The sequence below is a fragment of the Verrucosispora sp. WMMA2121 genome (assembly GCF_027460185.1).
Classification (GTDB): domain Bacteria; phylum Actinomycetota; class Actinomycetes; order Mycobacteriales; family Micromonosporaceae; genus Micromonospora; species Micromonospora palythoicola.
In genome coordinates this window covers 285,851-303,947 of the sequence record NZ_JAPZBH010000006.1, presented here as the reverse complement: position 1 = coordinate 303,947, position 18,097 = coordinate 285,851, and the positions used below count along the sequence as shown (strand labels likewise).

16 protein-coding genes are annotated in these 18,097 nt (G+C 72.7%); 9 read left to right on the top strand and 7 right to left on the bottom strand.

The annotated features are described in order from the left end of the window. Nucleotides 1–34 precede the first annotated feature (34 nt). The 3 genes from O7605_RS10330 to O7605_RS10320 all read right to left on the bottom strand — a co-directional run bounded on the left by O7605_RS10330 (nt 35) and on the right by O7605_RS10320 (nt 3,394). Nucleotides 35–1,540: a bifunctional cytidylyltransferase/SDR family oxidoreductase gene (locus O7605_RS10330; RefSeq protein ID WP_269738973.1), complete on the bottom strand. Its 1,506-nt coding sequence runs from the start codon at nt 1,538–1,540 to the stop codon at nt 35–37. 149 nt (nt 1,541–1,689) lie between these two features. Beyond that, a complete protein-coding gene (locus O7605_RS10325) occupies nt 1,690–2,490 on the bottom strand; it encodes an ABC transporter ATP-binding protein (protein ID WP_269742593.1) in 801 nt (266 codons plus the stop codon). 7 nt (nt 2,491–2,497) lie between these two features. Then, the gene (locus tag O7605_RS10320; RefSeq protein WP_269738972.1) at nt 2,498–3,394 is read right to left on the bottom strand and encodes an ABC transporter permease; all 897 of its coding nucleotides are present in this window, start codon (nt 3,392–3,394) and stop codon (nt 2,498–2,500) included. A gap of 219 nt (nt 3,395–3,613) precedes the next feature. Here O7605_RS10320 and O7605_RS10315 point away from each other — a divergent pair, with 219 nt between their 5' ends. From O7605_RS10315 to O7605_RS10275, 9 genes are all read left to right on the top strand, one after another. Continuing rightward, nucleotides 3,614–4,213, top strand: coding sequence for a TetR/AcrR family transcriptional regulator (locus tag O7605_RS10315; RefSeq protein ID WP_269742592.1), 600 nt, complete (start codon nt 3,614–3,616; stop codon nt 4,211–4,213). Between the two features lie 183 nt (nt 4,214–4,396). Next, the gene (locus O7605_RS10310) at nt 4,397–6,943 is read left to right on the top strand and encodes a DUF6077 domain-containing protein (RefSeq protein ID WP_269738971.1); all 2,547 of its coding nucleotides are present in this window, start codon (nt 4,397–4,399) and stop codon (nt 6,941–6,943) included. A 196-nt stretch (nt 6,944–7,139) separates the two neighbouring features. Then, nucleotides 7,140–8,897: a CDP-glycerol glycerophosphotransferase family protein gene (locus tag O7605_RS10305; protein WP_269738970.1), complete on the top strand. Its 1,758-nt coding sequence runs from the start codon at nt 7,140–7,142 to the stop codon at nt 8,895–8,897. 101 nt (nt 8,898–8,998) lie between these two features. Beyond that, nucleotides 8,999–9,346: a hypothetical protein gene (locus O7605_RS10300; RefSeq protein WP_269738969.1), complete on the top strand. Its 348-nt coding sequence runs from the start codon at nt 8,999–9,001 to the stop codon at nt 9,344–9,346. Between the two features lie 102 nt (nt 9,347–9,448). After that, nucleotides 9,449–10,105 (top strand): response regulator transcription factor, encoded by a 657-nt coding sequence (locus O7605_RS10295; RefSeq protein WP_210824448.1) that lies wholly within the window; start codon nt 9,449–9,451, stop codon nt 10,103–10,105. Between the two features lie 10 nt (nt 10,106–10,115). Beyond that, nucleotides 10,116–11,561, top strand: coding sequence for a sensor histidine kinase (locus O7605_RS10290; protein ID WP_269738968.1), 1,446 nt, complete (start codon nt 10,116–10,118; stop codon nt 11,559–11,561). A 96-nt stretch (nt 11,562–11,657) separates the two neighbouring features. Further along, complete coding sequence (locus tag O7605_RS10285) at nt 11,658–12,623, top strand: ABC transporter ATP-binding protein (RefSeq protein ID WP_269738967.1); 966 nt, start codon at nt 11,658–11,660, stop codon at nt 12,621–12,623. Next, nucleotides 12,620–13,483 (top strand): ABC transporter permease, encoded by an 864-nt coding sequence (locus O7605_RS10280; RefSeq protein WP_269738966.1) that lies wholly within the window; start codon nt 12,620–12,622, stop codon nt 13,481–13,483. The genes O7605_RS10285 and O7605_RS10280 overlap by 4 nt, the downstream gene beginning before the upstream one ends. Nucleotides 13,484–13,498: 15 nt before the next feature. Beyond that, nucleotides 13,499–13,738 (top strand): helix-turn-helix transcriptional regulator, encoded by a 240-nt coding sequence (locus tag O7605_RS10275; protein WP_269738965.1) that lies wholly within the window; start codon nt 13,499–13,501, stop codon nt 13,736–13,738. A 9-nt stretch (nt 13,739–13,747) separates the two neighbouring features. On the opposite strand, the gene O7605_RS10270 is transcribed toward O7605_RS10275, so the two are convergent. From O7605_RS10270 to O7605_RS10255, 4 genes are all read right to left on the bottom strand, one after another. Then, nucleotides 13,748–14,710 (bottom strand): TAXI family TRAP transporter solute-binding subunit, encoded by a 963-nt coding sequence (locus O7605_RS10270; RefSeq protein WP_443083910.1) that lies wholly within the window; start codon nt 14,708–14,710, stop codon nt 13,748–13,750. Between the two features lie 83 nt (nt 14,711–14,793). Next, entirely contained in the window at nt 14,794–15,450 is a 657-nt protein-coding gene (locus tag O7605_RS10265; protein ID WP_269742590.1) for a hypothetical protein, read from the bottom strand. Between the two features lie 161 nt (nt 15,451–15,611). Then, nucleotides 15,612–16,406 (bottom strand): peroxide stress protein YaaA, encoded by a 795-nt coding sequence (gene yaaA / locus O7605_RS10260; RefSeq protein WP_269738964.1) that lies wholly within the window; start codon nt 16,404–16,406, stop codon nt 15,612–15,614. 8 nt (nt 16,407–16,414) lie between these two features. Beyond that, nucleotides 16,415–18,079: an ArnT family glycosyltransferase gene (locus tag O7605_RS10255; protein WP_443083909.1), complete on the bottom strand. Its 1,665-nt coding sequence runs from the start codon at nt 18,077–18,079 to the stop codon at nt 16,415–16,417. Nucleotides 18,080–18,097 lie beyond the last annotated feature (18 nt).

The window sequence follows — 18,097 nt, the reverse complement described above, 5'->3', positions numbered from 1 at the left end:
CGGTGTCGCTTTCGCGGGTCGTGTGGGTCGGAGGTCAGCCGACGGGGGCGGCGCTGGCCGACCGGTCGGTCTGTGCGGGTACGGCGACGGCGACCGGTGCCTCGCCCGGCGGACGGCGGACGTCGATCACCTGGCCGGTGAGATCCGAGATCAGCACGTCCAGCGACGACTGGGCGACGGTCTCGGCGGCGAGCAGCGTGTGCTCGGGCTCCGCGCCGAAGGCCTTCGTCCGCATCGGGGTGGCGGTCCGCTCCGGGTTGATGACGTTCACCCGTACGCCGAACTCCGCCCACTCGTCCGACAGTGCCTGGGTGAGGTTGACCAGGGCGGCCTTGGTGGCCGAGTAGAGCGCGTAGTCGGCCCGCCCACGGGTGTACGAGCTGGAGGTGTAGAGCAGCAGCTGGCCCTTGGTCTGCTGGAGGTAGGGCAGGGCCTGCCGGGCGACGGTGACCGGGCCGACGAAGTTGACCTGGAGCACCCGGTCGATGGTCTCCTGGTCCATCTCGGCGAGCGCGCCCTTCTCCAGGATCCCGGCGGTGACCACCACGTGGTCGATCCGGCCGGTGGCCTCGAAGGCGGTCCGCAACGCGGCCTCGACGTCCTCGGGGCGCTCCACGTGGGTGCCGGTGCTGGAGCGGCTGAACGGGAAGACCTGGGCACCGTAGCGGCGGGCCAGCTCCGTCAGGTCGTGACCGATGCCGTAGCTGCCGCCGAAGACGACGATCGTCCGGCCGGAGACCTCCTCGCTGTAGGCGCGGTGGTCGGTCAGCCGGGGCACCTTGGCGGCGGCCAGCTGGAACAGCTTGTCGGCCAGGTGCACGTCGACCGGGTGGGTGACCTTGATGTTCTCGTCCGAGCCGTCGATCACCTTGATCGGGGTCTCCGGGAGGTAGCGCAGGACCACGCCGCAGTCGTCGGTCGCGGCGAAGTTGGGGTCGCCCTCGGCCCGGCGGTACGCCTCGCGGATGGTGCCGGAGCGGAACGCCTGCGGCGTCTGGCCCCGACGCAGCGTGGCCCGCACCGGGATGTCGGTGATGCACTCGTTCTCGTCGACCTGGATGATCGTGTCGGCCGACGGGATGGCCACGTCGACGGCCGAGTAGGTCCACAGGGCGTTCACGCACTCGCGGACGATGCGGCCGCTGAGCAGCGGGCGCACCGCGTCGTGGAAGAGGATGTTGCAGTCGCCCGCACCGACCGCGTCCAGCGCGACGCGGGTGGTGGCGTTGCGGGTGTCGCCCCCCTCGATCACCTTGGTGACCTTGCGGAAGCCGGCCTTGTCGACGATCTTCTGCGCCTCGGCGACGTGCCCGGTGGCCATCAGCACGATGATCTCGTCGATCTCGGGCGCGGCCTCGAAGACGGCAAGGGTGTGCTCGATGATCGGCTTACCGGCGATCTTGAGCAACTGCTTGGGGATGCCCAGGCCCAACCGGGTGCCGGTGCCGCCGGCCAACACCACCGCCACCGTCCGTGAGGGCCGCCACGGCGCCCGGTCCTCCGGCGTGGTACCCGGATCGGTGGTCTGGTCCTGCGTCATTGCCGGTCCTCGCTCTCGGGGTGCATGACAGTGGTGGGGTACGTGAACGGAAGGTTCCGCCGACACGGCGACGGAGTGAACCATAACGCGTGGGCCGCGTCGCCCCAACGGGACAACGCGGCCCAGGGCGCCGCTCGTTCACCCAGACTCTACTTGCCGTTCGTAAATGCCTCGTAGGCCGCCAGCACCTCGGCAGTCGGGCCGTCCATCCGGATTTCGCCGGACTCCAGCCAGATGGTCCGTTCGCAGGTGTCCCGTACGGAGGAGAGCTGGTGGCTGACCAGGAACACCGTGCCCGCGCTCTCCCGCAACTCCCGCACCCGTTGCTCGCTGCGCTTGCGGAACGCCTTGTCCCCGGTGGCCAGGGCCTCGTCGATCAGCAGCACGTCGTGCTGCTTCGCCGCGGCGATGGAGAAGCGCAGCCGGGCCGACATGCCGGAGGAGTAGGTGCGCATCGGCAGTGAGGCGAAGTCGCCCCGCTGGTTGATGCCGGAGAACTCGATGATCTCCGGAAGCTTGCGCCGCACCTCCGCCGGAGACATGCCCATGGCCAGGCAGCCGAGCGTGACGTTGCGCTCACCCGGCAGGTCGTTGAGCAGGGCGGCGTTCACCCCGAGCAGGGACGGCTGCCCCTGGGTGTAGACCGAGCCCTGCTCCACCGGCAGCAGCCCGGCGATGGCCCGCAGCAGGGTCGACTTGCCGGAGCCGTTGGTGCCGATCAGCCCGATGGCCTCGCCCCGGTACGCGGTGAAGGTGACCCCGCGCACCGCGTGCACCACCCGCACGTTCGGCGCGTTGGTGCGGGTGACCATCCGCTTGAAGGCGGCCACCGGGCTGGTGTTGCCGGCGGCGCCCTTGTGCACCCGGTAGACGACGTGCGCGTCGTCCACCACCACGGTGGGGATCCGCTCCTGGATCCGGGGGAGGGTCACCGTCACATCATTGGACATTTCCAGGTTAACCACGGCCGTACTCCTGTTCGCCGCGCCAGAAGTAGAGGTAGCCGCCGAGGCCCGCGACCGTCGCCCAGCCGAGCGCGATCAGCCAGGTCAGCGGCAGTGAGTCGTTGAGCAGGTGGGTGTTCTCCAGCAGGGAGATGCGGGCCAGCTCGATGTAGACGAGCATCGGGTTGAACTGCACCACCGCGGTCGCCCAGCCCGGCAGGTTCTCGGCGAACAGGTTGACGCTGTAGAGCACCCCGGAGCCGTACATCCAGGCCCGCAGCACGAACGGCATGACCTGCTTGAGGTCGGTGGCCTTGGCGCCCAGCCGGGCGACCACCATGGTCAACCCGGCGTTGAAGACCGTCTGCAGCAGCACCGCCGGCACCAGCATCAGCCACATCAGGGTGATCGGCTCGCCGGTGGCGAGCACGATGGCCAGCAGCACCACGATCGAGCCGAGCAGTTGCTGGAACTGGGTGGTGGTGATGGCCAGTGGCAGGGCGGCCCGAGGGAAGTGCAGGGCGCGGATCAGCCCGAGGTTGCCGCTGATCGCCTGGGTGCCCTGCTGCACGCTGACCTGGGTGAAGTTGAAGATGAACAGCCCGGTGGTCAGGTAGGCGATGAAGTTGGGGATGTTGCGGCTCTGTTCGAGCACCAGACCGAAGATCAGGAAGTAGACCGCCGCGTTGGTCAGCGGGGTGAGCACCTGCCACAGCTGCCCGAGCCGGGCGTTGCTGAACGAGGCGGTCAGCTTGGCGTGGGCGTACGCCGAGATGAAATGCCGGTAGCGCCACAGTTGGCCGCTGTAGGCGCCGATCGAGGGCCGCTCGCCGGCCACCCGCAGCCCGTGTCGGGCGGCCAGCTGGGCTGGGGTGAGGCCGGAGTCGGGGTCGGCCAGCAGGTTGGCCATGGGGATTGGCGCTCCGATCTGTCGTGCCGGCGTTATGTCTCGCGACGAGAGAATCTAGCGTGGTGAGTGCGGGAGCGCCGCCCCCGGTCGCTGGCTGGACAGTAGTCCGAAATGCGTCGGGACGCAACCGTAGCGTCGTTGCGCTACGCTGTCCCTCGTGACAGTCGAGAAGAGTTCCAGGTGACGGCCGAGAAGAGACGCACACCAGCCGGTGCGGCGGTGCTCCGTGGGGAGATCACCACGGCCATCCGGCGCGCCCTCATGCAGGAACTCGCCGCGGTCGGGTACGGCCGACTCTCGATCGAGGCGGTGGCCCGCCGCGCCGGGGTCAGCAAGACCGCCATCTACCGGCGCTGGAACTCGAAGCTGGATCTCGTGCTGGAGGTGGTGGCCGCCGCCGCCGGCCGTCGGCTGCCCGCGCTGGACACCGGCACCCTGCGCGGTGACCTGTCCCTGCTGTTCCAGGTCCTGGCGCACGCGCTGCGACACCCGCTGGCCTCGCAGATCATCCCCGACCTGCTGGCCGAGGCGGCCCGCAACCCGACGATCGACGAGACCCTCCAGCGCGTGCTGCGCGCCCGGCAGCAGGAGGTGGCCGGTGAGCTGATCGGCCGGGCGGTGCGGCGCGGCGAGCTGCCCGCCGACACCGACCCGGACGCCGCCGTCGACCTGATCGTCGGTCCGCTGTACTGGCGGATCGCCATCGCCCGCACCCCCGTCACCGACAGCTACCTGGCGGCCCTGGTGGAGTCGGTGGCGTCCGGCCTCGGTGCCCAGGACGCGGTACCCCGGCAACGGTCCGCGCCCGACCCTGGTTGAGCACCGGCCGCCGTGGGTAGGGCTGTTCGGAACGGCACCCGGCAGCCCGCCGCTCCGCGCGTCGGCTCGACCCGACAGCCCCGCGACGACTACTACTCTCGGTGTGGCTCGTGGTGCAGGCGCCGTCGCGCGCGAGGAGCGCGTGGCCCCGCCGGATCCGCCCGTACGACGACAAGGACGCCCGTGTCGATTACCGACCAGACCGTCGCCGTCGCCGCTGTCGAGCCGGCAACGGCCGATGAGGCGACCGTCCCCACGCCCGCCCGCCCCCGTCGGGCACGAGTGGTGGCGGGTCACCTCCGGCGGGGCTTCGCCGCGATACCCGCCGTACTGACCGACGGCGCGGTGCTCGCGTTCGCGCTCTGGACGCTGCTCTACCACGCCGCGCTGCTGTTGGACCTGGCCCCGTCGCTGACGCTGCGGACCTGGCTGGTGACCGGCCCGGCCCTGGCCCTGCTGGCCGTGGCGACCCGGTTCGCCCTGCGCTGGCATCGCCGTCGCCGGTCCGCCCGGCCCACCGGCACCACGGTGGCGTCGGGAGACGCTCCCGCCGGAAGGCCGGGCCGGCACACCGACACCGCCGGCACCGGGACCGACGGCACGGACGGCACCGCCGACACTGACGGCACCGGGACCGACGGCACGGACGGCACCGGGACCGACGGCACTGACGGCGGCGAGACCGACGGCGGCGAGACCGACGGCGCCGAGACCGACGGCGCCGGCGCGGCGCGGGGGACCGGCACCGCCGCCTCGGGACCCGCCGCCGGGGCGGCAGCCCCACCGAGTGCCGTCGACGTCACCCCGGTTGAGCGGCGGAACGTCGACGAGGTCGCCCCCGCGACGGAGCGGGACGGCGACCGGGGGCCCGGCACCGCTGCGGCCCGGACGCAGGACCCGGCCCGGAGTGAACCGGCTGCGCGGACCGCCGCCGCCACCGCACGGATGTCGGTGGCGCAGCGCCTGCTGACGGCGTTGGTCCTGCTGATCGGCACCGGCGCGGCGATCACCGCGGGAGTGGCCGGCACACCGGCCGGCGAGGGACTGTCCTGGTGGGTGCCGGCCTCGGCGGGCATCGTCGCGGCGGTCGGCGCGGTGCTGCTCACCTGGCGGACGTGGCGGGTCGCCCCGGCGAGCACTCCGGCGGCGCCGTCGCCGGGGGCCTGGCAGTCGGCGTACGCGTTGCTGATCGCCGGCGGGGCCGCGGTCGCCTCGCTCTACCTGGCCCGCAACACTCCCGACGACATCTACTACGTGGGTCGCTCGGTGTGGGTGGCGGAGCGGGATCAGGTTCCCCTCAACGACTTCCTGTTCAGCGAGAACGTGCTGCCGCCGATGGCCTCGCAGCCCCCGGTCGCCAGCATCGAGGTGCTCGCGGGCGCGCTGGCCCGCCTCTTCTCCCTTCCGGCCGCCTCGGCGACCTGGTACGTGCTGTTGCCCATCATGGCGGTGCTCGCCGTGCTGGCGTTGTGGCGGCTGGTGCAGCGCTGGGCACCCCGGCGCCCGGTGCTCGCCTTCACCGTGGCGGTGGCGTTCCTCGCCCTGGTCTGCGGACCGGACGCCGCCCTGGGCACCTTCCACCTGCCCCGGCTCTACCAGGGCAAGGGCATGTTCGTCTCGGCGGTCGTACCGCTGATGTGGCTCTACCTGACCCGGTGGTTCGACGAGCGCTCCCGGCGTGCCCTGGTGCTGATCGTCGCCCTGTCGGTCACCGCTATTGGGCTGACCACCACTGCCGCGATCATCCTGCCGATGCTGGTCGGCGGGGCGGCCCTGATGATGCTGCTGGTGGGGCGGTGGAAGGCGGCGTTGGTGGCCGGCTCCGCGGCCCTCGCGTACCCGGTCGGGGTGGTCGCCGTCGCGCAGCTGATCGTCGGATCCGCCAGCGAGGCCGCGGCGGACGTCAACGTCTGGGGTGCCGAGCGGACCTTTCAGCGCACGTTCCAGATCGGCATCGTGGGAGTGATCGCCGGCCTGGCCCTGTGGTGCGGCCCGCTGCTGGCCCGCCGCCGCACCCCGGCGTTGCTCGCGGCCGGCGGCGGGCTCACGCTCAGCGTGCTGCTGCTGCCCGGGGTGCTGGAGTGGCTCGGTGCGCTCACCGGTATCTCGGTGGTGCTGTGGCGGGTGCCGTGGCTGCTCGCCCTCCCGGCGCTGATCGGGCTGTTGTGCACCGTCTGGTTGCCGACCCGGCTGCGCAGCGTCCGGGCGCTTGTCGGCGTGGTGCTGGCCGGGGCGATGGTGGCCTCGTTCGCCACCTACGCCACGCCGATGTGGGCCGAGCGCAGCTGGGTCCAGGTGCACGGCGAACCGGTCTGGAAGATCCCGCAACAGCGGCTGGGCATCGCGCAGTGGATCACCACCCTCGACCGCCCGGACGGGCTCGTTCTCGCGCCGGAGACCGCCATGCGCGCGATACCGATGCTGACCACCCGGGTGCGGGTGGTCATGCCGCGCGACTTCTACCTGGTGGAGTACGACCTGAACTCGCAGTTCGCCCAGGACCGGCTGCTGCTGACCCGGTTCGCCAACAGTGGCGCGGCCGAGGGCCGACCGACCCGCGAACAGGTCGCCGCGGCGTTGGAGCGGCTGGACGTGGGGACGATCTGTGTCTACAGCGGCAACCGCTTCGCCCGCCGGACGGCCCAACGGTTGGGCTACCTGGAATTCGCCGAGCGCCCCCCACCCGTGCCCGACCAGCCCGGTGCCGTCACCTGCCTGCGTCGGGCCTGACCTGGCCCGACGTTCCGGCCGGGCGGTTTCCGCCCGGTCGGGACGCTCGTCCCCACGCCGGGCCTGGCGGTTTGGGGGAAAGATGCCGGATACCCGGACGTTGTCCCGGAGACGATTCGCGTTAAGGTCGCAGCTACGCTGGCGGCCGTCGAGGCGTATCCAGCCGGTCATCGATCTCTTTTAGGGAGCGTTCTCGTTGTTCGGCACGTTGACTGCACGCGTCGGGGTCGCCGCGCGCGGCGCCCTGCTGGTGGCGTCCTATCTCATTCTGCTGGCCGCGGCCGCGCTCGGCTGGGTCGGTCTCTTCGCGGTCGCCGCCGTGGCGGCGGTCCTGGGGGAGTTCGCGGTCGAGCGGTGGTCACCGGCGACCGTGAGCCTACTGGGGAAGGTCGGCATCAGCCGGGTCTACCGCCAACTGAGCCGCGACCTGTCGGCCGTGCTGCTGGTGGCCGCCGAGGTGCCGCTCCTCGACCAGGAGCTGACCCTGCTGCTCCTGCTGCCCGCCGCCGTCTGGGTGATCGCGGTCTTCGCCGGTGCGTTCAACCGCATGATCGACAGGCGTAACCCCATCTCGGCCCTGGTGCGCAACATCGACCTGGGGCCGGTGTCCGCGGCGCCTCGACCGCCGGAGTGGGCCACCCGCTTCGTCGGCGACCGGCTGCCCCGGGTGAACATGCTGCTGCTGCCGGGCGCGGTCGTCACCGCCGTGACGAGCGAGGTGGCGCCGGTCTTCGTGACCGGTGCGGTCGCCGTCGGACTGGCCGCGCTGGTCGGTGGCGTGGTCGCGGTGACCTGGCTGCGCGGCCGGGGCACCGGGCAGAGCCCGCTGCTGCCGGCCGTGCAGCGCTGGCTGGACCGGGACCGCCCGGAGGTGGCGCTGTACTTCGCCGGCCCGGCCAAGGACGTCTACCAGGCGAACATGTGGCTCGCCCCGATCGAGGCGCTCGGTCGGCCGGCGGTGGTGCTGATGCGCAGCAAGGAGGCGTTCCTCGAACTGGCCGACACCCGGCTGCCGGTCATCTGTGTGCCGGCCGCACCGGACTTCATGAACCTCGACAAGAGCAGCCTGCGGACCACCCTGTACGCGGCGAACGTCGGCCCGAACATCCACATGCTGCGTGAACCCGGCATGAAGCACGTGTTCGTCGGTCACGGTGACAGCGACAAGGCGGCGAGCGTCAACCCGTACAGCAAGGTCTACGACGAGGTGTGGGTCGCCGGCCTGGCCGGGCGCGAGCGGTACGCGCGGGCCGGGGTGGGTGTCCTGGACGCCGACATCGTCGAGATCGGCCGGCCGCAGCTGGCCGGGGTGCACACCTTCGGCTCGGAGGCGGTCGAGCGGCCCTTCACCGTGCTCTACGCGCCCACCTGGGAGGGTTGGCTCGACGACGACCCGTACCACACCTCGCTGGTGCTGATGGGTGAGCGGATCATCGCCGGCCTGCTGGCGGTCCGGCCGGGGGTACGGGTGGTCTACAAGCCGCACCCGTTGACCGGCAGCCGGTCCAAGCAGGCCAAGGCGGTGCACGAACGGATCGTGGCGATGATCCGCGCCGCCGGTGGTGACGTCGACGCGAGCACCCTGGACGGACCGGCCCACCGCGTCGTCACCGGGCGGGTGCCGGCGCTGTTCGACTGCTTCAACCAGACCGACCTGCTGGTCAGCGACGTGTCCAGCGTGGTGTCCGACTTCGTGCAGAGCCAGCGGCCGTACGTGGTGGCCAACCCCGCCGGGCTGCCCGAGGACGAGTTCCGGCGTTCCTTCCCGACGTCCCGGGCGGCGTACCTGCTGGCCGCCGACTGCGGCGAGCTGGAGAAGATCGTGGCGGTGACCCGGGCCGGTGACGACCCGATGACCGAGGCCCGCCGGGAGCTGAAGACCTACCTGCTCGGCCCGGCCGACGCCAACCCGATGGACCGGTTCGCCGAGGAGGTCGGCCGGCTCTGCCGCTGACGCCGAACCGCCTGACGTGCCCGGGACGAGCCCTCGTCCCGGGCACGTCGTCGTAGACCCGGTTTTGTCCGGTACCGGCCCGGTCCGCCGCCCCGGCGGGCATGCTCGAAGGGCAGGCCGCCGGCGAGGGGATGGGCATGGAGAGCTACCACGAGGACTGGACCGACAGCCAGCGCGCGCTCTACGACGAGTGCTACCGCGCCGGCGCCGACTGGGCCGACGACCCCGACACGCCGTCGGAGGATGTCCAGCACGTGATCAACCTGGCGGAGGCCGACGACGACACCCTCGCCGACGCCGAGACCGACTTCGCGCCGCTGATCGACGCGGTCACCGAGGCCACCGGCGAGGTTGTCGCCACCGTGCCGGCCAGCCACGAGGACCCCGGATTCAAGGGCTTCGTGGACGGGGTGCGCGACGGCGCCTCCGACGAGACGTTCGGCCTCTGAGCGCCCGAGCCGCCCCCTGACCGCCCCCGGGCCTGTGCACCAGGCCGCTCGTCTGCCACCATCTGGGCGCAGGCAGTTGAGCAGACCGAACGGGGAGGCCGGGTGCGCATCCTGCTGGTCGAGGACGACCGACGGGTGGCCGCCGCGCTGTCGTCGGCCCTGACCCGTCGCGGCTACGAGGTGGAGCACGCCGCCACCGTCGCTGCCGCGCTCTCCGCCGCCCCCTGTGACCTGGTGCTGCTCGACCTCACCCTGCCCGACGGTGACGGCACCGACCTGTGCCGGCAGTTGCGGCGGCGCAGCAACCAGCTCGGCATCATCGCGGTGACCGCCCGGGGCGAGGAACGGGACCGGGTGCTCGGCCTGCGGCTCGGCGCGGACGACTACGTGGTCAAGCCCTTCTCGATGGTGGAACTCCAGGCCCGCATCGAGGCGGTGCTGCGGCGGGCCGCGCACGCGGCACCGGAGCGCAACCTGATCGAGGTCGGTCCGGTGTACATCGACGTGGCGGCCCGGACCGTGGCGGTGGCCGGCCGGCCGGTGTCGCTGACCCGCAAGGAGTTCGACGTGCTGCTCTCGCTGGCCCGGCAACCCGGCGTCGCGGTGCCCCGCGACCGGATCCTGCTCGACGCCTGGGGCACCACCTTCACCGATCGGCACACCGTCGAGGTGCACGTCGGCTCCCTGCGCGGCAAGCTCGGCGACCCGCGGCTGGTGGAGACGGTCCGGGGCGTCGGTTACCGGCTCCGGGGCGAGTGAGGAGCCCGGGGTGCGACGGCGGCTGGTGATCAGCTATCTGCTGCTGATGGTGCTGGTGGTGGTGGCGCTGGGCACGCCGCTGGCGGTGACGCTGACCACCCGGGAGACCGACCGGGTACGGGCCGACCGGCTCGCCGACGCCACCCGGTTCGCGTCGTTGGCCGGGCCGGCGTTGCGGGACGGCACGCCCGGTCCGCTCGACCACGAGCTGGGCAGCTACGACGAGCTGTACGGCATCGGTGCGGCGGTGGTGGACCGGGACCGGCGGGAGGTGGTGGCCTCGGCGAGCTGGCGCCCGGCCCCGGGCACCCGCGAGGCGCTCGACGTCGCGCTGTCCGGGCAGCAGGCCAGTGGACCCGACTCGGTCTGGCCGTGGGTCGAGGGGCCGATCGTGGTGGCGGTGCCGATCAACGACGGCGGCGAGGTCCTCGGTGCGGTGGTCACCGCGACCCCGGCCGACGGGGTCCGGCGTACCGTCGCCACCTGGTGGACGCTCGTCGCCGCGCTGGGCCTGCTGGCCGTGCTGGCCTGCGTGCTCACCGCGTTCGGGCTGGCCGGTTGGGTGCTGCGCCCGGTCACCGAGCTGGACGCGGTCACCCACGAGATCGCCGAGGGCGACCGTGGTGCTCGCGTGCAGCACCGGCTGGGGCCGCCGGAGCTGCGCCGCCTGGCGGCGAGCTTCAACCACATGGCCGACGTCGTGTCCGACGTGATGGACCGGCAGCGTGCGTTCGTCGCGCACGCCAGCCACCAGCTCCGTAATCCGTTGACCGCGTTGCGGCTGCGGGTGGAGGAACTGGGGCCGAGCGTCACCGACGAGCAGGGCCGCGCCGAGCACCGGCTGGCGTTGGAGGAGACCGACCGGCTCGCGCTGCTGCTCGACGCGTTGCTCACCCTCGCCCGTGCGGAACGCCACGAGAACCAGCGGATCACCGTCGACGCGACGGCCGTGGCCGCGTCCCGGGTCGCGGCCTGGGAGCCGTTGGCCCGGCACCGGGCGGTCGCCCTGCGGTTGGCGGCCGATTCCGGCCCGGCCTACGCCCGTACCGTGCCGACCGCCATCGACCAGGCGCTGGACGCTCTGATCGACAACGCGGTGAAGTTCAGCGGCGCGGGCGGCGAGGTGACGGTGACCGTCGCGGCCCGCGACGGCGGGACGACCCTCGAGGTACGCGACACCGGCCCGGGGATGACCCGCAGCCAGCTCGGCCGGGCCACCGAACGGTTCTGGCGGGCACCGGAGGTGCAGAACGTCGACGGTGCCGGGCTGGGCCTGACCATCGCCGCCGTGCTCGTCGACGCCTCCGACGGCCGGCTCACCATGCACCCGAACTCGCCGCGCGGCCTGGTCGCCGCGCTGTGGTTCCCGCAGCCGGCCGAGCCGGCCGACCCGGGCGCCGAGGCCGGACCACCGGCACCCACCGCCGCGGCGTCATCGCAGCCGGCAGTGGCCTGAGCGCGGAACCGCGCCAGCGGGGGCAGCCAAGGTTTGCTGCGAACCGTAGTATGAGTGCTATCTTTCAGCGCACAGATCATATGGAGGTGGTGGTCCATGGCTGTCAGCGCAGAGGCGGACGCCCCGACCAGTGCCGCAGCGTCCACGGACCTGACCCTGGACGTGGACGACCTGCGGATGCGGTACGGCTCGACCGACGTGCTCACCGGCGTGTCGTTCCGCGCGCGGCGCGGGGAGGTGCTGGCCCTGCTGGGTCCCAACGGTGCCGGCAAGACGACCACCATCGAGATCCTGGAAGGCTTCCGGATGCGCTCCGGTGGCCGGGTCGAGGTGCTGGGCATCGACCCGGCGCGTGGTGACGAACGCTGGCGGGCCCGACTCGGCGTGGTCCTCCAGTCCTGGCGGGACCACGGTCGATGGCGGGTCCGGGAACTGCTGGCCCACCTCGGCTCCTTCTACGCGCCCTACTCGACCGACGAGATCCGCCGGCCGTGGGACACCGACGAGCTGATTCAGGTGGTCGGCCTCACCGAGCACGCGCACAAGAAGATCGGTCAGCTCTCCGGCGGCCAACGCCGCCGGGTCGACGTGGCGATCGGCATCGTGGGCCGGCCGGAGGTGCTCTTCCTCGACGAGCCGACCGCCGGGTTCGATCCCGCCGCCCGCCGCGAGTTCCACGACCTGGTGCACCGGCTCACCGACGTCGACGACACCACCATCCTGCTCACCACTCACGACCTCGACGAGGCGGAGAAGCTGGCCGACCGGATCCTCATCCTGGCCGGCGGCCGGATCATCGCCAGCGGCTCCGCCGACGAACTGTCCCGGCGCATCTCCGCCGACGCCGAGGTGCGATGGAGCCAGGGTGGCAACCGCTTCGTGCACTCCACCAGCGACGCGACCGGGTTCGTCCGGGAGCTGTTCACTCGACACGGCGAGGACGTCGCCGACCTTGAGGTGCGCCGGGCGAGCCTGGAGGACACCTACATGACGTTGGTACGCGATCACGAGTCCGGGCGCGGCGAGAGCGCGACCCGCGCGTTCGAGGAGGTGGGCAGATGAGCCCGACGGTCCGCCCACTGGTCGTGGCCGCCCGGGCCGGCCTGTCCCGGGGCCGCATCGAGCTACGGCAGAGCCTGACCCACTCGGAGACCCTCTGGGGCTATCTCTTCCCGACCGTCATCCTGCTGGTGGTGATGTTCTTCCTGCGGGGTGCCACCGTGCCGGGCACCGAGTTCTCACTCGGCGCGCAGACCCTGCCCAGCACGCTCGGCATGACCGTGGCGTTCGGCGGGCTGGTCACCACGGCGTCGATCCTCACCGTCGAACGCGAGGACGGCACCCTGCTGCGGGCCAAGGCCACCCCGAACGGCATGTTCGGCTACCTCATCAGCAAGATCGCCCTGGTTTCGGGGATGACGCTGATCAGCGTCGCCCTGCTGCTCGTACCCGGCCTCTTCCTCTTCGACGCCCTGGCGCTCGACCGCACGGCGGCCTGGCTGACCCTGGCCTGGGTGATGCTCGTCGGGATGGTGGCGACGATGCCGGTCGGCGCGGTCTTCGGCTCGCTGCTGTCGAACCCCCGGAACATGGGGCTGATCATGCTGCCGATGATGGGACTCATCGCCACATCGGGCATCTTCTACCCGATCACCGTCCTGCCCGGCTGGGTGCAGGCGGTCGCGCAGGTCTTCCCGATCTACTGGCTCGGTCTCGGCATGCGGTCGGCGCTGCTGCCCGAGGCCATGGCCGCCGTCGAGCTCGGCGATTCGTGGCGACACCTGGAGACGCTGCTGGTGCTCGGCGGCTGGGCGGTCGCCGGGCTGATGCTGGCACCGGTGGTGCTGCGCCGGATGGCCCGCCGGGAGTCCGGTTCGAGCGTGGCGGCCCGCCGCGAGAAGGCCATGCAGCGGGTGACCTGAGGATGGACCGTCGAGATGAGTGAGCTGGTCCACAACCGCATCGCCATGCTCCGGGCGGAGCGGGGGATCTCCCGCCGCCAGCTGGCCGAGGCGCTGGGCGTCCACTACCAGACCATCGGCTACCTGGAACGCGGCGAGTTCAGCCCGAGCCTGCACCTGGCGCTGCGGATCGCCCGGCACTTCGAGGTGCCGGTGGAGGTGGTCTTCTCCACCGAACCGTTCCCCCGCCTCGGCGACTCCGCGCGGTCCGCCTGATCCGCCGGGTCAGGGTTTGCTGGCCCGGTAGTAGTCGACGGCACCGGGATGCAGGGGCAACGGTGAGGTGGCGATGGCCGAGCGAGGGCTCATCCGGCCGGCCGCCGGATGCGCGGCGCCCAGTTCGGAGCGGCGTTCCATCAGCAGCCGGGTCACCTCGCGTACCAGCGAATCCGGCAGGTTGGCCCGCACCACCAGGTAGTTCGGGTTGGCCACGGTGGTGACCGGATCGACGCCGTACACCGAGTGGGGTATGTCGCGTGGCACGTACACCTCCGGGTTGCCGCGCCGCAACGGCGCCGTCCAATCGCCGAGGTCGACGATGCGGGTGGGGGTGTCCTGGGCGAACTGGGCGACCGCGCGCACCGGCAGCCCGCCGGAGAAGAAGAACGCGTCGATCCGGCCGGCGCGCAGTGCCGCCACCGAGTCGTCCAGGCCGAGCTGTTCCTGCCGCACCTGAGCACCGTCGAGGCCGGCGGCGGTCAGCAGCCGGTCCACGGTGATCTTGGTCCCGGAACCGGTCGCGCCGACCGAGACCCGCCGCCCGCGCAGGTCGGTCAGCGTCCGCACCGGGCTGTCGGCGGTGGTGACCAGGTGCAGCAGGTCGTCGTAGACCCGGGCCACCGCCACCACCGGCGGATCCGGGCCCGGGTCGGCCTGCAACACGTCGGCCTGGGTGAAGCCCAGTTCGGCCTGCCCGGCGTTGAGCAGTTGCACGTTCTCCGCCGAGGCGGCGGTGACCAGCACCTCCGCCCGCACCTGCGGCAGTTCCCGGTTGAGGATGGCCGCCAGTGACGCGCCGAAGGCGTGGTAGACGGCGGTCGGACTGCCGGTGGCGATCCGGATGACCACCGGTTCGCCCGGATCGTCGCGGCAGCCGACGAGGCCGGGCAGGGCCAGCAGCACGGTCAACGCCACCGCCACGCGGGCGCCGCGCCACCGGACTCGGGCGGGATACCGGGTACTGGTCACGGGCAGCACTGTGCGCCGCCGGACCGCGATGACGCAACCCCGGGGCGGGCGCAGCCCGGTGCGGCCGTGGGATGACCGCCGGGTCAGGCCACCGGCCGCTGCACCGCCTCCTCCGCCGCGTACCGCAGGATCCGGTCCCGGTCCCGACCGTGCGCCACACTGACCAGGAAGCAGCCGGTGCTCGGCCGCAGCAGCGCCGGCACGTCCAGCAGGGCGGCGCCGCGTACCAGCACCGCACCGAGTTCCCGGTCGGTGATCCGCACCCCGAGAATGTGCCGCCGGACATGCCGACCCCCGGCCAGCAGCGCGGCCCGCCAGGCGGCGGCGGCCAACCGGGTGCGCCACAACCGCCGCGCCGTCGAGGCACCCGGCACCGGGCCGCCGAGCAGTTCGCGCCGACCGCGCCGCCAGCCGTTCTCCACGATCGCCGCGTACGTCGGCCGGTGCTCCCGTTCGACGTGCAGCCGGTGCAGCTCGTAGCGGCGGCGCAGCCCACCGACCGCCACCTCGTGCCGCACCGGAATGTCGAGCCGATCGAGCAGTTGCCGGGTCCGCCGGGCCGCCTCCTCCCGGTTGAACTCGATCGTGGTCGGCCGGACGGGTTGCTGCCCGGCCTGCCGGTGCGCGGGGGTCGCCGGCGGCGGCATGCAGCGCAGCAGGCAGGCCGTCTCGAAGGCGTCGGCCAGGGTCGTCCAGTCCAGCGGTGGCGGTGCCGACGCGGGCCGGACCGACGACGGCATGCTGGACGCCGGCGGGGCCGATGACGGACGGGACCGGTCGAGCAGGATCGGTTCGGCAACCACCGGAGGGCCTCCTCGTCGCGTCGGGTCCTCTTACGGTGACCCGGGACACCGACCGGTGGTACCGATCCGGTCCAGCCTTGAGGAAATCTTGCGTCTGGTTACAGCTCCGAAACGATCACGTCGACCTGACGTGGCCGGCCGGGCCCGCTGGCCTGCTCGCACACCGTGTACTTCAGGTCCCGCAGCGTCGTCACCAGCGCGGCCACCGAACGCGGCCGGGCACCGGCGAGCAGCAGGTCCCGGACCAGCCGCCCCTTGGTGGCCTTGTTGAAGTGGCTGACCACCGAGCGCACCGGCACCCCGTCGACCTCCCGCTCGTGCAGCACCCGCACGGTGAGGGTGCGCTCGGCCAACTCGCCGCGCGGCGTCCAGGCCGCCGCGTACGCCCCGGAACGCAGGTCCAGCACCGGGCCGCGACCGGCCGCCGCGGTCAGCGCGGCACCCAGGTCCTGCCGCCACAGCGCCGGCAGCGCGCCGACGCCGGGCAGCCGGGCCCCGATCGGGCAGCGGTACGGCGGAATCCGGTCGGTCAGCCGCACCGCGCCCCACAGGCCGGAGCTGACCAGCACCTGACGTCCGGCCGCCCGCTGCGCCGTCGCCGGCAGGCCGGCCAGGTCGAGGGCCTCGTAGAGCACGCCGGTGTAGATCCGGCCGGCGGGCGCGGTGGCGGCCTGCCGCAGCCGGGCGTTGCGCCGTAGCTCGCCGTGCTGCCCGGCACCGAGGCCCAGTGCGGTCAGCGCCGTCTCCGGCGGCCCGGCGCTGAGGGCGACCAGGGCGGACAGCACCTCCTCCCGCCGTGGGTTCAGCTCCGGCAGGGAGAGGCGGTCCAGGTCCAGTCGGCGGCCCGAGCCGGCCTCGGCCTTGCCCTCCGAGGGCGGCAGCAGGATGAGCATGGGTGACTCTAACGCCACGGCCGCAGCGGCTCCGGTGGGTGGTACACCCGGAAGCCACCGATCTCGGCGAGCAGCGCCGCGCTGGCCCGGTCGCCGAGCAGTTCCCGCAGCCGCCGGTCCGCCGGGGCGTCGGCCGCCAGCACGTACCCGGGCCGCTGCGCCCGGGCCAGCCGCCACCAGTACGCCGGGTACCGGTTCTGCCCCGGGCGCAGGCCGCCGTCGACCACCCCGCAGACCACCTCCTCGTCGGTGTTGAAGACCAGCCGGTTGCAGGTCCAGTACTCGCCGTACACCTCACGCAGGCCGGCCGCGCGTACCGTGTCGGCCAACTCCCGGGCCTGCCGTTCCTCCACGCGCCCGGGATCCGCGCCGGTGGTGGCGAACAGCACGGTCACCACGAGCGAACCGGCCGCCAGCGCGCCCAGCACAGCGGTGGCCGCCGCCCCCGCCACCCGGCCCGCCACGCCGGCCGTGCCCCGTCGGGCGGCGACCGCCGCCACCCACAACGGCCAGAGCACCGCCGGCAGCGACAGTTGCAGCACCGACAGGTAGCGGGCGTTGCCCAGCGGATCCGTCGCCGCCAACGGGCTGCGCACGTACGCCAGCAGGGTCAGCGCCGCGCCGGCCAGCAGCGCGAGGTGCACCACCGGGCCGACCCGGTCGCCACGCCCGCTCGCCCGCCGGTACGCGAGCCCGGCGAGCGTCGCCGCCGCCACCAGCAGCAGCGGGTAGAGCAGGCCGAACCACGCCTGCCACCGGGCGCACCCGTCGACCGGGCAGAGCCCGGCGGCCAGCGGTACGCCCTCCAGCAGCCCACCGCCGAGCCGCTGCGACCACGGTGGCACCGGCCCGTTCTCGCCGCTGACGCCACGCAACACCGACAGGGAGTCCTGCCCGGGCGGGGCCACCAGGTTGTCGCGGATCATCGGGGCGAGCCCGACGGCGAAGCCGACCACCAGCAGCAGCCCCGCCCAGCCGAACAGTTCCCGACGCAACGTCCACACCAGCGCCAGTCCGGCCACCGCCAGGTACGGCACGATCAGCCAGTCCGACCAGAGCGCCACCCCGGCGAGCAGCCCGAAGCCGCCCACGGCCAGCGTCCGGTGCCGTACCGTGCCGCGGGCCAGCGCCACCACGACCAGCAGCATCGCCAGCACCGCCACCTTGACCTCCGGCCGCCCGCCGACCGCGGTCACCTGGTCCCGGACGACCCGCTCGGAACCGAGGGCGAGCAGCCCGACGACGACGGTGGCGAACCACGGCGCGCCGATCCGCCGGGTCAGCCGGTGGATCAGCCAGAGGAACAGCGCGTAGAGGGCGAGCACCGGCAGCCGCAGCGCCGGCCAGCTCGGTCCGGTCACCGCGAGCAGCGGCGCGGCCAGGTACGACTCCAGGGTGCCCATGTACCGCTGGCCGTACAGGAAGATCGGCTGCTCACGGCCCTGCGCGATGTGCAGCGCGGCCAGCCCGAAGGTCGCCTCGTCGCTGTTGGAGACCGGCACGGTGGTCAGCACCAGGACCAGCCGGTAGCCGACGCCGACCACCCCGAACAGCAGCGCGACCAGCGCCGGCGGGTCGAGCCGTGGCCGCCACCGCCCCCGCTGTCGCCCTGGATCCGCCGTTGCTCGTGGCACGACCTCGCCCCCGTCGTCGTCCCGACCGGAGTGTGTCACGGCGGTCACGCCGGGCGT

What these genes read in the sequence shown, in the direction of transcription:
- O7605_RS10330 (WP_269738973.1), bottom strand. Translation starts at nt 1,540, where the DNA reads ATGACGCAGGACCAGACCACCGATCCGGGTACCACGCCGGAGGACCGG.
- O7605_RS10325 (WP_269742593.1), bottom strand. Translation starts at nt 2,490, where the DNA reads ATGTCCAATGATGTGACGGTGACCCTCCCCCGGATCCAGGAGCGGATC.
- O7605_RS10320 (WP_269738972.1), bottom strand. Translation starts at nt 3,394, where the DNA reads ATGGCCAACCTGCTGGCCGACCCCGACTCCGGCCTCACCCCAGCCCAG.
- O7605_RS10300 (WP_269738969.1), top strand. Translation starts at nt 8,999, where the DNA reads ATGCTCGAAGGGCAGGCCGCCGGCGAGGGGATGGGCATGGAGAGCTAC.
- O7605_RS10285 (WP_269738967.1), top strand. Translation starts at nt 11,658, where the DNA reads ATGGCTGTCAGCGCAGAGGCGGACGCCCCGACCAGTGCCGCAGCGTCC.
- O7605_RS10280 (WP_269738966.1), top strand. Translation starts at nt 12,620, where the DNA reads ATGAGCCCGACGGTCCGCCCACTGGTCGTGGCCGCCCGGGCCGGCCTG.
- O7605_RS10275 (WP_269738965.1), top strand. Translation starts at nt 13,499, where the DNA reads ATGAGTGAGCTGGTCCACAACCGCATCGCCATGCTCCGGGCGGAGCGG.
- O7605_RS10265 (WP_269742590.1), bottom strand. Translation starts at nt 15,450, where the DNA reads ATGCCGTCGTCGGTCCGGCCCGCGTCGGCACCGCCACCGCTGGACTGG.
- yaaA (WP_269738964.1), bottom strand. Translation starts at nt 16,406, where the DNA reads ATGCTCATCCTGCTGCCGCCCTCGGAGGGCAAGGCCGAGGCCGGCTCG.